The sequence below is a fragment of the Adhaeretor mobilis genome, from assembly GCF_007741515.1.
GTDB lineage: Bacteria > Planctomycetota > Planctomycetia > Pirellulales > Lacipirellulaceae > Adhaeretor > Adhaeretor mobilis.
Window position 1 is genome coordinate 3,175,730 of record NZ_CP036263.1, and the last position, 14,226, is coordinate 3,189,955.

Sequence of the window (14,226 nt, forward strand, 5' to 3'; positions counted from 1 at the left end):
AGCAAACCACCCCCCTAACACCAAAGCCTTCCCAACAAAACCACGCCCCCTAACCAATCCTCCTACCAAGCTTTCACCTCCAATCACAGTAACCACTAAGTAGCTACCATGCTGATCGCCACTCAAGCCAAGAGCATCGCCGGAACCCAGAAGTACTTCGACAAAGTGCTTACACAGGGCGACTACTACCTCGGTCAAGAGGTGAACGGCCAGTGGCACGGCAAAGGAGCGGAGCTACTCGGCCTCGAAGAAGGAGCCATGGTTACCAAGGAGCAGTTCTGCAGTCTTCTAGCCGGGCTTCACCCACTCACCGAAGCGAAACTCGCTCAGCGTACCCGTAAAGACCGCCGCCCTGGCGTAGATTTTACCTATTCGGTGCCGAAGAGCGTTTCGATCGCCTGGGCCTTAAAGAAGGACGATCGCATACTCGAAGCGATGCGTGAAGCGGTTCATGAAACGATGGCCCGCGATGTCGAGCCCCTGATGTGCCGCCGAGTGAGAGACGGGGCCAAAGCGGCTACGAAAGATCGCAAAAGAACGGGCAAGCTCATCTATGCAGATTTTTTACATAAGACCTCCCGCCCGGTCGAAGGGAAGACCGACCCGCACCTTCACGTTCACGCCTTTTGCCTGAACTGGACGCACGACGAGGGAAAGCATTACGCGGCCGAGATGGAAGAGATCGTCCGTAGCCGTCCCTACCTTCAAGCCGCCTTCGAAGCCCGGCTCGCCGGCAAGCTCCGCCGCTTTGGCTACCAAGTCGAAGCGACGGAGTACACCCAAGGTGGCAAACGAAAAAAGGGCTGGGAGATCGTTGGTATTGATCGCTCGACCATCGAGAAGTTTTCTCAACGGACGCAGCAAGTAGAAGCCTTCGCCGAAGAACATGGCGTTACCGACGAAGTAAAAAAAGCCAAACTCGGCCTGAAGACCCGCGAGAAGAAAGACCAAGGGGCGACGGTCGAAACACTTCGTAAAGAATGGGAGAACCGGCTAACGCCCCACGAACGTGAGCAGCTGGAAATGCTTGGCCAGGGGGCGATAGGGAAAGAGACCGAAACGGTCCGTATCGAAAAAACCCGCCAGGCACTTCAGTACGCCCTCGAGCATCACCTCTACCGGCAATCGACCGTGGAAAAACAAGCGGTTATCGCCACCGCTTTAGAAAAAGGATTAACGCTTACCCCTGAAGAAGTCGCCACCGAGCTCGACCGGCAGGAGGTGATCCAGGCAGAACGCGACGTTCGTGGTGCCAAGCGACAGTACGTCACCACACCGGAGGTGCTTGAAGCAGAAGAGCGGATGATCGCCTACGCTCGCGATGGACGTGGTACGCGTCTGCCCATCGCTCGCCAAGAGCATCACTTCAAGCGGGAATGGCTCAACGATCAGCAGAAAGAGGCGGTACGACACGTATTGAATTCGCGTGACACGGTCACCGGCGTGATGGGGGGAGCCGGAACCGGCAAGAGTTCGCTCATGCAAGAAGCGGCCGAGGCGATTGAGGCAAGTGACAAGAAACTGTTCGTTTTTGCTCCTAGTACAGGAGCCAAAGAAGTTCTCGAAGAGAAAGGGTTTGCAAAAGCCCAAACGGTCGAGCACCTGCTGCGTAATGAAAAACTGCACCCCGAACTTCAAGACCAGGTCCTCTGGGTCGACGAAGCGGGGCTCCTCGACACTCGCTCGATGCTCGGCATCTTCGACATCGCCAAAGCACAGAACGCTCGTGTGGTGCTCTCGGGAGATACCCGTCAGCATTCCAGCCCTCGTCGGGGCGAAGCGGCACGCATCCTGGAGCAAGAAGCGGGCCTAAGTATCGCCCGTGTCGAAAAAATTCAACGACAAAGGGGCCGCTACAAAGAAGCGATTGAGTTGATCGGCCGCGGCAATGAAATCGTTGACAGGAAGCAGAACCTGACGGGGCTCGCCGCCGGTTTTGAGTTATTGGACAAGCTTGGCAAGGTAAAGGAAGTCTCGACCGACGATCGGCACGCCCTGTTAGCCGAAGAGTACCTAAAAGCCAAAGGGAAAGAGACGCCGCTCGTGGTGTCGCCCACGCATGCTGAGGGGCGAGCAGTCACCCAGCATATTCGCAACGGGCTACGGGAGCAGGGGGCGATAGGGAAAGAAGATCGCGAATTGGTGCAACTCAAGTCACTGAACTTGACTGAAGCCGAGCGGAAAACACCCGAATGCTATCGACAACCGGGCCTGGTCGTGCAGTTCCATCAGAATGTGAAGGGTGGCTACGTCCGGGGTGAGCGATACCGCGTCGAAGTCGACCAGCAAGGGGAGGTGGCGTTGTTGCCCATAGCGGGTGGCGCGAAAAAGCCGGTTCCAATCGAGACGCCTGGCCGCTTCGAGGTCTACCGCGAAGAGAAGCTCGGTCTAGCAGTTGGCGACAAGGTCCGTTTCAGTCTTGGTGGCACAGCAACCGATCGTAAACGCCGCATCAGCAACGGCCGGATCGACGAGGTCGCCGGTTTTGACAAGCGGGGCAACCTGAAACTCAAGAGCGGCATGACAGTCTCTAAGGACTACGGTCACCTCGATCATGGGTTCGTCATCACCAGCCAAACGGCCCAAGGCAAAGATGCCAAGAAAGCGATTGCCGCGATGGGCTCGCAGTCATTGCCCGCCATCAACGCCAAGCAGCTCTACGTTACTGCGTCTCGCGGCAAAGAGGACGTCACGCTTTACGTCGATGACAAAGCGGCCATCCGGCGGGCAATTCAAGGATCAGGCCAGCAGCTTTCGGCCACCGAATTGGTCAAAGACCAAAAACAAACCTCACAGCAAACCCAGCAACGCAGGCCATCCCAGCAAGTCGTTAGTCACGTTAAGCGACGGCAGTCGGTAATCGAGCGAGCCCGCGAGTGGTGGCAGCGACGTGGCGCGGGAAAAAGTTCCGTGCGAGGTGCAGGACGGGCCCTCGTTAAGCAGCCAGGATTTACCAACACGCACACCCGCCATCAAAACCGACCACAGCCAAGGAGGAGTTAACCAATGGGCAGCTTACCTTTTCCGTCGAACGAAAACCAAAAACTGACAGACGCCGCCATCCAGTCGACAAGCAAGGCGCCGTGGAAACGCATTTCGCCAACCGAGCCATCGCCGCTAATGTTCCAAGTCCGGTTCTGCCACGGAGCAGAGACTAGTTACGCCTACTGCGACTTACGAGAAATCCGACTGCGAGACGCAGGGTTCCTTCAGCTAGGCCTCTTGGGCATGGAGAAGATGCTCATCTCCATCACAGGCCGCAACCTGAGCGAACTCGCTGAACTAATCGCCTCCGGCAAGCTAAAGTCACTCACCGAACTTGGCCCCCGCACGTTCGACCGCCCCGAAACAAGCCCATCGATCGACAAGATCACGGTCGAAACGCTGACCGGCCACGAGCACTAACTACTCCTAAATCTTCAGTCTCCTTCCCAATAACTCACCTTACATAAATGGAGCGTCTCCGATGAGCTTTTTTCATGATCCGAAACCGAACACTCCGATTGCCCTCACCGACGTAACCAAGCTGCTGCCAAAAAGGCGTGGTAAGAAGGTCCACCATTCAACAATCTACCGCTGGGTCACCAAGGGCGTCCGGGGACGAGTCTTGGAGTCCCACAAGATCGGCAATGTCCGGTTCACCACCATCTCGGCGCTTAATCGTTTTTTTGAACCGACGGCAGGTCGTGAACACGACGAACGACGCACAGCAATCAAGCGGGTGCTTTACGGCGACAAATAGGCGGCGCGCTTGAAACTCATCATCAACTTGGTGATTGAGCAAAAAGAAAGAGCCGCCCGTTGCCAGGCGGCTCTCGTGGGGAGCGGGCGAGGCTAAGCCTTGCTCGCTTGGTAGTCAGCTTCTTCCATTTCACGGATCCGGTCGTACGCCAGAGCGTAGAGCCTCCCCGCTTGGAGCAACTGGGTACCACTGAGACTGTTTGTCACGTGGTACTTTTCTTGGTCGTCCTTGTAGCTCCGCTCCACAGCCGAGGTCGAGTAGAAGGGGCGACCCTTCTCGGTCTCGTTCTTCCAGATCGCGATCTGGAGTAGGCCGTCCTTGATACGGGCGACAGGTTCGTTTGAGTTTGTAGTTTGGTTTGTCATGGTCTTTCTCCTTTTCTAGTTAGTTGACTTACGCATCCGACCAGTCAACCGCCAAGCAGGCGTGTCCAAATGTTTGCCCGCAGGGACCAGGAAAGAATTTCAAGCGCAGCGTCCCGTGAAATTTTTTTTGGCATTTGACTCGACTGATGCGGGAGACAGGATAGCGCTAGTCAATCTGACTTGAAAGCGAAAAGAACGACGAAGCCAACTAGAGCTCCTAACAACCCGGCGAGTATCACAAGGGCTAATCAAGAAAACCGCTGACGAAGAATGAGAGTAGGGTAGACAACTTTTACCGTGCCAAGACCAAGGAGCTACAAGGAGTACAAGGGAAAATAGCAAGTACGGCCAACAGCAAAGGTGTGCCCCAGCCTATCCAAGATGGAGAGAGCATCTGGCACCAACACCCTGAAATGGTAGAAACGAACTACCAGGGGAGACAGATTGGAACGAACGTGCACGAATCGCCCGCAACGGTCGCCACTAAATGAGCGAGATCAGCCAATGCAATTCGAACTGGCAGATATTCCGGAGCGTTATAACTCTGTGGATTACGAAGGCATTCTGTGCTGCTAATCAGATTCCATGGCGCGCAAAGTTGTTTATCGCCGGACGCTTGCGTTCGGCTAGGAGTGGCCGATTTTGTGGTACGCTCTCGCGCCCTTGAGAGAGAAAGAGCGAGGGAGCCTTCCGCCGGTTCACCACATCCACGTTAGATGCGTGCCACGGAAGAACGATACACCTTCAGGGCTATTGTCCTTTGGCTTGCACCCTCTTTCTCTCAAGAGAATGCCGCGATAGCAGCACAAAATCGGCCCCCGGTCAACTGCTTGCCAGTTGACCGGCTTCGAACAATCTCTTTGAAATAGCGGGTGACAAAAATAAATGCGGGAAATTGTATTTTTGCAAATTTCCAGAGTGACAACGGTCACTAAGTTCGCCAATAAATAGCTGCGAAAAAGCAGCCTAGCAGGATCACGACATGCGACGAAGGCTCAGGGACTGTTGTAGACACCGCCGAGAGCAGTGTCGAAGAGCCGTAGCTATTTTCCCATATAACAAGGTCACTTATGCTAAGTGGAATTGGAGATTCACCACGTTGCCATGCGAGAAAGTCAGCGCCGTCAACCATGCCGCTGTTGTTGAAGTCCCCATTCACGGCCGCTTCACTGGAGACAAAAATCCCAGAAGTTGAGTCTGTGAACATAGCTCGAAATGCCAACTGGCCGAGGTCGTTTAAGCCGCTTGGCCTGCCGTCTCCATTTCCACTATTCATTACGAGACTATTGGAAATAAAGTCCAGGTGGGCAATTGTACGTAAATCTGGATTCCCTCCATTTCCAACGTCAATCGTGTCACCTTCGAGAGCAATCAGACTAAGCACTCCGGAAGAATCTTGCGCCCAAATGCCATCAGCGCCGCCTGCTCTAGCAGTAAATGCGACTTGGCCTAATGCGTTGATCACTGGATTGTTTTCGTTGGTAAAATAAGAAAAGGGGGCGTTTGTGCCTGGCGCAATGTCACCTGCGCGGGCAACCAAGGCTAGAGAGCCGTCTCTTTCTGCCCAGATTCCGGATGAGTTATTTTGATCAACACCTGGTCCGAAGAGTGCGCCTTGAAAAGCTGTTTCGCCTGTATTGCTGAGCACTGGAAGATGAAGAGTGCTAAAGCTAGCGGTTGTGCCTGGGGCCTCGTCTCCAGTGCGAGCAACTAGATCAAGATTGCCACTTCCCTCCGACCACACTCCCCAGCCTGCGTTTCCGTTGAGGTGCCCCCTGAAGGCGGTTCGCCCTAAGTCATTGATGACTGGATTATCGAAACCCAAGACGGTATGAGTGGTCCCAGGTATTGATACTCCTGTACGAGCCACTTCAGTAAGAATGCCGTCTGCCTCCAACCAGACTGCAGTACCAAAATTTCCACCCACCTCTGGCGGGCCAGTGAGGCCCCCGAGGAATGCTAAGTGACCCTCACTGTTGATTACCGGATTACTGAAGGGATTTGCAAAGAACTCCCCAGGCGAATTGGTAGGAGCAGCATCTCCGGCAAGAGCGACTAAAGCAAGTGTTCCGCTCTTCGTAGCCCATATCCCTTGCTGGTTATCTGGTATACCGGGAGTAATCACTGTCCCAATAATCGTTGTTTGCCCTGTGTCGTTGAAGACGGGAATAGGAAAACCGTTGGCTACACTCCAGAAAACACCGCTTGTGTTTGGTGCAGCATGTCCTTCAATCGCTACTAGGCTGAGCGGACCATTCCCCTCAGACCAAATGCCGATGCCGTCAGCGGTGGATCCGCAAAAGTGCGTCTGACCAGCATCATTCAGAGCAAGGCGTTGGAAGCTAAGGAAATTCTGCGTAGTGCCTGGAGCCAAGCTGCCCGCCTCTGCGACCAAGGCCATCGATCCATTCCCTTCTGACCAAATACCATTGAAGGTGCCAAAGCCATTGACGATACGTGTGCCAACGAAAGCTACCTGACCGGCGTCGTTAAGTACTGGAACTCCAAAGCCCGCAAAAACTCCAGAGTTACCTGGAACTAGCTCGCCGGAAAGGGCTACCTTGCGTAACTCAGCAGCACTACATAGTGAGCAAAACGCAGTCGCAAAGAACAGCATAACTAGGCCTATGCAACAGCTTTGATCTTGAAATCTCATTGGAGACCGACTTCTCTGAATGACCGCGACTTATCGTCAACTCACTTATTGGGATTGCATCCGGCTTTAAGACAGTTGCTCAAACAGAAAACAAGAGCAATTCTTACCCTATCTCGTCTGAAGATGCGGAAACTGGATTATAGCAGCAATAACACAGAATGTGGTTCCTTTCGGTGTTATTGCCGCTCAAGAGGAGTCAGAAAACTAACCAACTTCCTTTGCAACCTTCTCCGCCAACTGTCGATCCCGCTCCGCGTACACCTGCGTAACGTCTGCCTTTTCGTGACCACAAATCACCTGGGCTGCTTCAAGCCCGAACTTCTTGCGGATCTCGGTCGCTCCGGTGTGACGCAGCTGGTTCGGCGTCCAAACTTCCACACCCGCTTTCTTGCAGGCACGACGGATAGCAACCCGGTAGCTGGCCACTTGGTACCGCTCGGCCGGTGGTCGCAACGCCGTTCGCTTCCATGGCTTGTCGTGTAGCTTCTGCTGACGCTGGCGAGCTCTAGCAATAGACTCCTCGGGTGAGAAGCAGAACTTCTTTTCATCCCGAACGAGGTACGAAGCAAGCATCTGCTGAGCCTGCGGTCCGATATAGACCGATCGCGACTTCTCGTGATGCTCCGTCTTGTGCGCGTCGGGCGTGTAGACCCAAACCTCGCCGCTGCGATCGATGTCGCACGGCCGCAGAGCACAGACCTCCCCAGGCCGCGCACTGGTCAGCCGCTGGAACCGGACCATGTCTGAAATAATTTCCGGCAGGTAAGGTAACGTCTGCTCAATAAGAGTATCATCGACACTACTCACTCCAGACGTTTCCCGCGCATCCGTCCGACCTTTCTTGAGCCCCCCGAGCGCTGACAGTTGCAGCGGCACCTCCGCCGCACACATCTCTTTGCCGACCGCCCATTTGAACATCCGGATCAGTCGGCTGATCTGCTTGTTGATTACTTTCCGCGACCAGTCTCGCTCGACAATCAAGTCATCGCGAAAGTTGTCGAGCTGCACAGGACCGAACTCATCGACTGGCTCGTCGCCATGCTTCTTGCCGAGCAGCGTGGTCAGTTCCACGATCAGCTCGGCTTCGCGGGTCACCTTGCCGTACTTCACGTAGTAAGAGCTGGCATGCCGACGGTAGACAAAAATCAGCTCGTCGAGAGTAACAACACCCCCTTCGCGACGCTTGCGACGCAAGGCAGCCGGGTGGAGCGTCTTGGCGAGCGAGTCTTCAGTAGCTTGAGCTATCTCAGAATTCTCGACTACGGCCTGCTGTGACCGCCATTCGGCAAGAAAATCGCGATAACGGTCGTGACTTTTGGGGGAGCCATACTTACCGAGATAGACTTCGGTTCCATTGACATAGACACAGGCTTGACCGGAGGCTTTGTGACGCCCATATTTGGGCGGTTTTTTCAGAAGGCGGGGCACGGGCGGAATCCTCGTTTAGGAAGTTAAACCCGTAGTCGCCAACCCTGTACGGGTTTGGACTACGGTTTTTCACTACAAACGAGCCGCTCTGCCAACCGCTGGCAGGTAACCTAAGCGTAGGTTTCAGCAACACTTACATCAAGTGGCGGGGGCCGGATTCGAACCGACGACCTCGAGGTTATGAGCCTCGCGAGCTACCGGGCTGCTCCACCCCGCGTCATGTACTTAATAGTATCGACTGACGGGGAAGTTGACAAGGCATGAAAATCCCTCATGCAGAGCCATTTTTTCTCTGCTGGGACAGTCCCATAGATCGATTTGGCCTTACTCTCCTCATAAACGACAAGGTCTGACAGGAATGTTCGCTAGTGGCCCAGGTGATGTACACGCTTGCAGATTACGCAGGCTCGCGGGGCGTTTTCTCGACGATAGGAATGAGGAGGAAGTGACATCTCGGCAGGCACCCATGACGATTTGCCGCAATTCGTTCTGCCTTCTACACTAGAGAGAGTCGCTTGTTGGCACAGCGGTCGACTCTACTAATCTCTTTGGAACAGAGATCAACAGTACTATGGCGCAAACGGACACCTCGTTTGTGAGTCCCCATACCGGGGTCGGCTCATTGCCGATCGCCGAGCCGGTGAGTATTGCGCTGCGCGAGAGTAGTACTCCCAGTCCTAGCGCGGCGTCGGCCTCCGATACATTAGATTTCAGTGGGAACAAAGTTCCTACTGACCAACTTCCGGCTGAGAGTAGCGATCTTCACGAACGCTTGCCGGCATTGGCAACCCTCAACGATTTTATTGGGGAAGCGCCTGCTTGGCTTATCAGTGCAGCTCTGCACATGATCGTACTCATAGTATTTGGGCTACTACTTATTACCACGCGAGAGCCGGTTGGTATCTTACTGCAACTCCAACCCAGCGATACAACTGGCGAAGATTTGGAGGCTGGCGACCTGGACATGCCTTTGGATTTCGACGACCCGCTATTGGACGAAATTGCGTCGGCAGAGCCGCAGGCTTTGGCGGAGTTTGCTGAGACCGAGACAATACCAATAGAATCCATTCCTACTCTGGCAACCGGTCTTGAACCTTCGAGCGAGCCCATTCGCATGTCGCTTTCCGGGCGCGAGGCGGGCATGAAGGCCTCGCTCTTGGCGGCCTACGGCGGCACGGCGGCTACGCAAGATGCAGTCGCCGAGGGTTTGGAATGGCTCAAGCGCAATCAAGGCGGAGACGGATTATGGAATCTGAAGGGTAAGTTTGCGGACGGGGTCAACTCCAATAACCCAGAAGCGGCAACTGGAATGGCGCTGATTGCTTTTCAAGGAGCAGGTTACACCCCGTTGAGCGATCCCAAGGACCCGCATACGCGCGTTGTCACCAAAGCATGGTACGCGCTGCTCAAGCGACAGGACCAAGACGGCAATTTCTTTAGCACCGGTCGAAGTACAGGCAGGCTCTATACGCAAGCAATTTGCACGATCGCACTCTGCGAGCTCTATGGCATGACTCGCGACGAGGAATATCGAGCGCCGGCCCAGTTGGCAGTCGATTACTGCGCGAGCGTTCAGGGGCCTGAAGGTGGATGGCAGTACTACCCCAATGTGGGAGGGGATCTCTCGGTAACGGGATGGTTTGTCATGGCGCTGCAAAGCGCTCGCATGGCAGGGCTTGATGTCCCTAGTGAAACCTTGGAGCGGATAGGCGGTTTCCTTGACCTCGTTACGCTCGACGGAGGAAGCCAATACAGTTATCGACCCGGTCAGGGAAAGAGGATGAGCATGACTGCCGAAGGCTTACTCTGTCGGCAGTATCTAGGCTGGTCCCACGACGACCGCCGACTGACACGCGGTGCCGATCTACTCAACAAGAACTTGCCCAGCTGGAAAGGAACACGCGACTCCTACTACTGGTACTACGCCTCGCAAGTATGTCACCATATGGAAGGCAAGCACTGGCGGACTTGGAACGATCGCATGAAAGTCGTGCTTCCGGCGCATCAAGTAGCGAAGGGTCGTGAACGCGGCAGTTGGGACCCTACTGGCGATAAGGGTAAAGCGTATGGAGGGCGGTTGTACGTGACTTGTCTCTCAATCTACATGCTCGAGGTGTATTACCGGCACTTGCCGATATACAAGACGGAGTTGCTGTCGGGGCAGTGAATTTGCAGTTCAACGCAACGCCTCGAGTAGTCCCCGCGCTTTGTGCCACGTTTCACGGTACTCGTCCGAAGGACTACTTTGCGAAACGATTCCTCCGCCCACTGGCAGTTGCCACCAGCCCCCGGTTGCGGTGACGGTGCGGATCAAAATGCTCGAGTCCAGTTGTCCGTCGAAACCAAGGTAAAAGAGCGAACCACAGTAGGCTCCGCGTGCTGTGGGTTCGAGTTCGGCAATGATCTCCATGGCGCGCACTTTGGGTGCACCGGTGATCGACCCCCCCGGGAAGCTGGCTCTTAGTAGGTCGATCGGAGTTACGCCCTCGGCCAACTCTCCGCGAACGACTGAAGTAAGGTGCTTCACAAAGGCGTAAGTTTCCAAGCTGCACAATTGCGCTACATGCACACTTTCGGGGCGGCAAACGCGAGATAGGTCGTTACGCAGCAGGTCGACTATCATCACGTTTTCTGCGCGGTCCTTCTCGCTTCCGCGAAGATCGTCGCCAGTAAAAAGGTCAGCTACCGCATTGGGGGAGCGTCGCCGCGTGCCTTTTATGGGGCGAGTTTCTACCTGCCCTCCTCGGCAAGTTAGAAAGCACTCGGGCGAAGCACTACAAATCTGCGTCTCACCCAGATCCAGAAAGCCAGCGTAAGGTGCTGCGTTCCGCTCACGCAGCCTGAGGTAAAGCTCGCTTGCTAAGGCAGTCGCCGGGTAGAGCAGTCGTTGAGCAAGGTTAACTTGGAAAGCATCTCCAGCGTAGATGTAGTCGATCCCGCGTTGCACAGTATTTCCGTACGATTCAGCCGTGAAGTTGCTGGTCACGACTTCGCCTTCAATGGGGTGTTGAGCCGCTTGCAACTCGACTTGCACGCTACCGCCTTGTTCTTGACGGCTTTGCTCACTGGGAGGAGGCTCTTCCAACCACTGCAAGATCTGAGCAGTACGCGCCTCGGCGCGATCCAGCCGAGCGTGATGGTTGAGCTCGGGAAACCCTTGCGAGACAATCCAGGATTCCCCAGTAGAGTGATCGAACGACAATACGACGTCGTAGAGTCCCACTGCCATGGCAGGTACGGGAAGATCGTCGATCTTCGGCGGGTCAATCTTTTCTAGGCTGCGAGCCAGATCGTAGCTCAATAGCCCGGCAGCTCCTCCTTGGAATGGTGGTAGGTCATCACGTGTGGGCGTCGAAAAGGGCTGCCAAACGCGAGCGAGTTCGCCCAGAGCATCCGAACCATTTGCCTCGACGGTGAGCCAATGGAATGGATCGACAGCAACAAAAGAGTAACGCCCCGTCTCATCATTGGGTAATGCGCTGTCGAAGAACACCACATGATCGCGGCCTAATAGTCTACGGTAGGCTTCTACAGCGGTGAGACTCTTGGGCAAGGGCTGCGCGAGTGGCAACATCTGTGATCCAGAGGTCGATGGGTAATCAGCGGATTGCTTGGCTTCACTCAATGGGAGTCTCCCTCCGATTCGGAAGTCGAATTCCGAGCGGGACGCAGATAGTGGCGATTTTCACTTCGCGTAGCAAACCCCCAGTCGAGTGGCTCGTCCTGTCGGTAGGTTTTACCAAGCGTCAAAGCAGTAAGTGCCTTGCACATTTCGTAGCCAAGATAGAAGGCGTGTCCGGCGGTGATCTTATTTGATTCCTTGTTCTTCGATTGAGTTTGCCGCAGTTGTTCCATGACCATAAACGGATCGGCATCGTGCAAGTGAATCCCATTGCCGACTAGGTGGACTTCACCCTCGCTGGCGAAAACACGATAGTTATTGTCCCGAATGGAAGCGGCTAGCTCCTCAAGCTCTTGTGGGGACGATTCAACGATTTCCGAGTCTCTGAGCATCACCAATCGCGAATCGACATGCTTGGGAAGGACTCGTTGCGAAACGGCATGATGCGTGAGCCGACGAGCCAAGTCGCATTCCCGCACGCTACTACGAGCCCAGTTGATTACTTCAGTCGTGAGTATGCTGTGAATATTTTGTTCCTGACAGAAGCCCAGGAGCAGAGTATTCACACCAGCGGAGTCCACTTCGGTAAGCTCCGTGAGATTGCCCACGCCCATCATCAGCTCTGCATCCGGATAGCGATGACGAACTCCTAGATAACGGCCCAGGCTGTTAGCAAAGCCGAAAGCGATCGGTTCCAGGATGGGATCAATTCGCAATCGGGTACCGTGTTTGGCGAGAAAGTCGATTGTGTCGTCGAGTCCTTCTAAGTTGGCAGGCACATCAGGTGTGGCAATTACCTCGACACCCCAATCGATGGCTGCTTCGCGATTGGTGCTATTTACGCTTAGCACTAACTCCGCCCCCGAAGCAACGGCGAGAGCGATTTCTATTGGGTTGAGGCTATCAATCGACACTCGATGCCCCTCATCTCGCAAGGCGCGGACTACTTCTCCTACGTCCATCCAAGGATCGCCTGGCTCGCAGCCAACGTCGATGACATTGGCGCCACTGCCGGCATAGTCGGCCGCTATGGATAGAATCTCTTGCAGCGGGATGCGAGGGCAGTTGTTGATCTCCGCGATGATCTCGATGTCATATTCACCGTAATTAGTGGGGGGGGCGGGACGTTGAAAGAACGCTGGCAACTGGCGGAGGTCCCGCGGGCCAACCAGGACAGGGCAGGGCGATGCCGATTCAAGCGAAGACAGATCGCCCTCGCAGTATCCTGGAATCATGACCTGAGTCGTATGCTGCGGGACTTCAAGTCGTTTTGCAATCCAAGGGGGCGACATGAGTGCCGCAACTGTGATCGGTAGGACTTGCACGGAGTAATCGAAGTCGACTTCACCGGCGAGCGGAGCGACAATTGATTTGAGAGCGTGCTCAGCGAGACGCCCGGTGACGAAGTGGTAGTGTTCGCGTTGAGAAGGCACAGTAGCTCTGACCACCTGGGGGGAGTTGAGAAGTTAGCGAGATCGGTTAGCCTCCGACTAAGGTCGGCGTGGTGGTGGTAGTCCAACCGAGGGTCGAGCAAGGTCGGCGGCTAACATTCCTTGAGTAGGGTTTGCGTTGATGAAGTTGAAATCTGTCTCTATTCAACCTGGAAGCCCGAGCAACTTCCGGCTAAGCCACCGTTTACTGGAAGGATATGGCCTGTAATGAACGAGGCTTGCGGCGACGCTAGAAATGCGACGGCGCTAGCGACATCTTCTGGGGTTCCCCAGCGTCCGAGCAAAGCTTCGTTGGTCGCCCGCTGCTGCCAGTATTCTGATGCTTCGTCTCCCCAAGCGGTGCGAATCCAACCGGGGGCTACGCAATTCACTCGCACATCGGGCGCTAGGGACTTCGCTAGACTTTTCGTAAAAGCCATGATCGCGCCTTTACTGGTGGCGAACATCTCGCCACTGTCACCTTCCATCCCTGTTGTGGCTTGATCCCAGCCGATGTTGATCAAGCTTCCGGAACTTCTTTCCTTCATTCTCTTGCCAACTTCTCTTGAAAGCTCAATCGTAGCGAGCACGTCGGTCCTCCAGACCAACTCTAGCTTCTCTTGAAACGACCAGTCGGCGGCCTCTCCAGTGAGCACATCCGCACCCGCATTATTGACCCAAATGTCTAGCTGCTGTTCGCTCCAGAGGTGATCCACAAGCCGCGAGAGATTCTCAGTGGCAGATAGATCTTTAAGCAGAACTTTAGCCTCTCGCCCAAGCTGCTTGATTTCCGCCTGCACCTTTTTCGCAGCCTCGGTGCTGCGATATCCATGAACAATCACGTTGGCACCAGCTTTCGCCAGTTCTAGCGCAATTGCACGGCCTATGCCCCGTGTGCTACCGGTGACAACAGCCCATTGATCAAGCAGTGGTTCAGATGATTGCGTCAAGACGAAGGCCACACCGTTTCAGTATTGGAAGAA

Annotated in this window: 10 protein-coding genes and 1 tRNA gene; 4 read left to right on the forward strand and 7 right to left on the reverse strand. The window is 54.9% G+C overall.

Annotated elements, in window-relative coordinates; all coding sequences use genetic code 11:
- The first annotated feature begins 108 nt into the window (after window positions 1-108).
- The 3 genes from mobF to HG15A2_RS12565 all read left to right on the forward strand — a co-directional run bounded on the left by mobF (window position 109) and on the right by HG15A2_RS12565 (window position 3,742).
- Window positions 109-3,003, forward strand: coding sequence for a MobF family relaxase (gene mobF / locus HG15A2_RS12555; protein ID WP_145060564.1), 2,895 nt, complete (start codon window positions 109-111; stop codon window positions 3,001-3,003).
- A 3-nt stretch (window positions 3,004-3,006) separates the two neighbouring features.
- On the forward strand, window positions 3,007-3,405 hold the full coding sequence (locus tag HG15A2_RS12560; protein ID WP_145060565.1) for a hypothetical protein: 399 nt from the start codon (window positions 3,007-3,009) through the stop codon (window positions 3,403-3,405).
- Between the two features lie 61 nt (window positions 3,406-3,466).
- A complete protein-coding gene (locus HG15A2_RS12565; protein ID WP_145060566.1) occupies window positions 3,467-3,742 on the forward strand; it encodes a DUF1580 domain-containing protein in 276 nt (91 codons plus the stop codon).
- Window positions 3,743-3,834: 92 nt separating this feature from the next.
- Here HG15A2_RS12565 and HG15A2_RS12570 read toward each other — a convergent pair whose 3' ends face one another.
- The 4 genes from HG15A2_RS12570 to HG15A2_RS12585 form a co-directional block, all read right to left on the reverse strand.
- Window positions 3,835-4,107: a hypothetical protein gene (locus HG15A2_RS12570; RefSeq protein WP_145060567.1), complete on the reverse strand. Its 273-nt coding sequence runs from the start codon at window positions 4,105-4,107 to the stop codon at window positions 3,835-3,837.
- Window positions 4,108-5,038: 931 nt separating this feature from the next.
- Window positions 5,039-6,763 carry a DUF7453 family protein gene (locus HG15A2_RS12575; protein ID WP_145060568.1) on the reverse strand — a complete coding sequence of 575 codons (1,725 nt, stop codon included), beginning with the start codon at window positions 6,761-6,763 and terminating at the stop codon, window positions 5,039-5,041.
- A 204-nt stretch (window positions 6,764-6,967) separates the two neighbouring features.
- Window positions 6,968-8,191, reverse strand: coding sequence for a tyrosine-type recombinase/integrase (locus tag HG15A2_RS12580; protein WP_145060569.1), 1,224 nt, complete (start codon window positions 8,189-8,191; stop codon window positions 6,968-6,970).
- A 143-nt stretch (window positions 8,192-8,334) separates the two neighbouring features.
- A tRNA-Met gene (locus tag HG15A2_RS12585) sits at window positions 8,335-8,408 on the reverse strand.
- A 354-nt stretch (window positions 8,409-8,762) separates the two neighbouring features.
- Between HG15A2_RS12585 and HG15A2_RS12590 the strand changes: the two genes are divergently transcribed.
- Window positions 8,763-10,358, forward strand: coding sequence for a prenyltransferase/squalene oxidase repeat-containing protein (locus HG15A2_RS12590; protein WP_145060570.1), 1,596 nt, complete (start codon window positions 8,763-8,765; stop codon window positions 10,356-10,358).
- 9 nt (window positions 10,359-10,367) lie between these two features.
- Here the strand turns inward: HG15A2_RS12590 and HG15A2_RS12595 are convergent, their stop codons facing one another.
- From HG15A2_RS12595 to HG15A2_RS12605, 3 genes are all read right to left on the reverse strand, one after another.
- On the reverse strand, window positions 10,368-11,816 hold the full coding sequence (locus tag HG15A2_RS12595; protein ID WP_246117721.1) for an anthranilate synthase component I family protein: 1,449 nt from the start codon (window positions 11,814-11,816) through the stop codon (window positions 10,368-10,370).
- Window positions 11,813-13,246: a DUF6513 domain-containing protein gene (locus tag HG15A2_RS12600; protein WP_246117722.1), complete on the reverse strand. Its 1,434-nt coding sequence runs from the start codon at window positions 13,244-13,246 to the stop codon at window positions 11,813-11,815. Before HG15A2_RS12600 ends, HG15A2_RS12595 begins: the two co-directional genes overlap by 4 nt.
- Before the next feature lie 158 nt (window positions 13,247-13,404).
- A complete protein-coding gene (locus HG15A2_RS12605) occupies window positions 13,405-14,193 on the reverse strand; it encodes an SDR family NAD(P)-dependent oxidoreductase (protein WP_145060572.1) in 789 nt (262 codons plus the stop codon).
- Window positions 14,194-14,226: the final 33 nt, after the last annotated feature.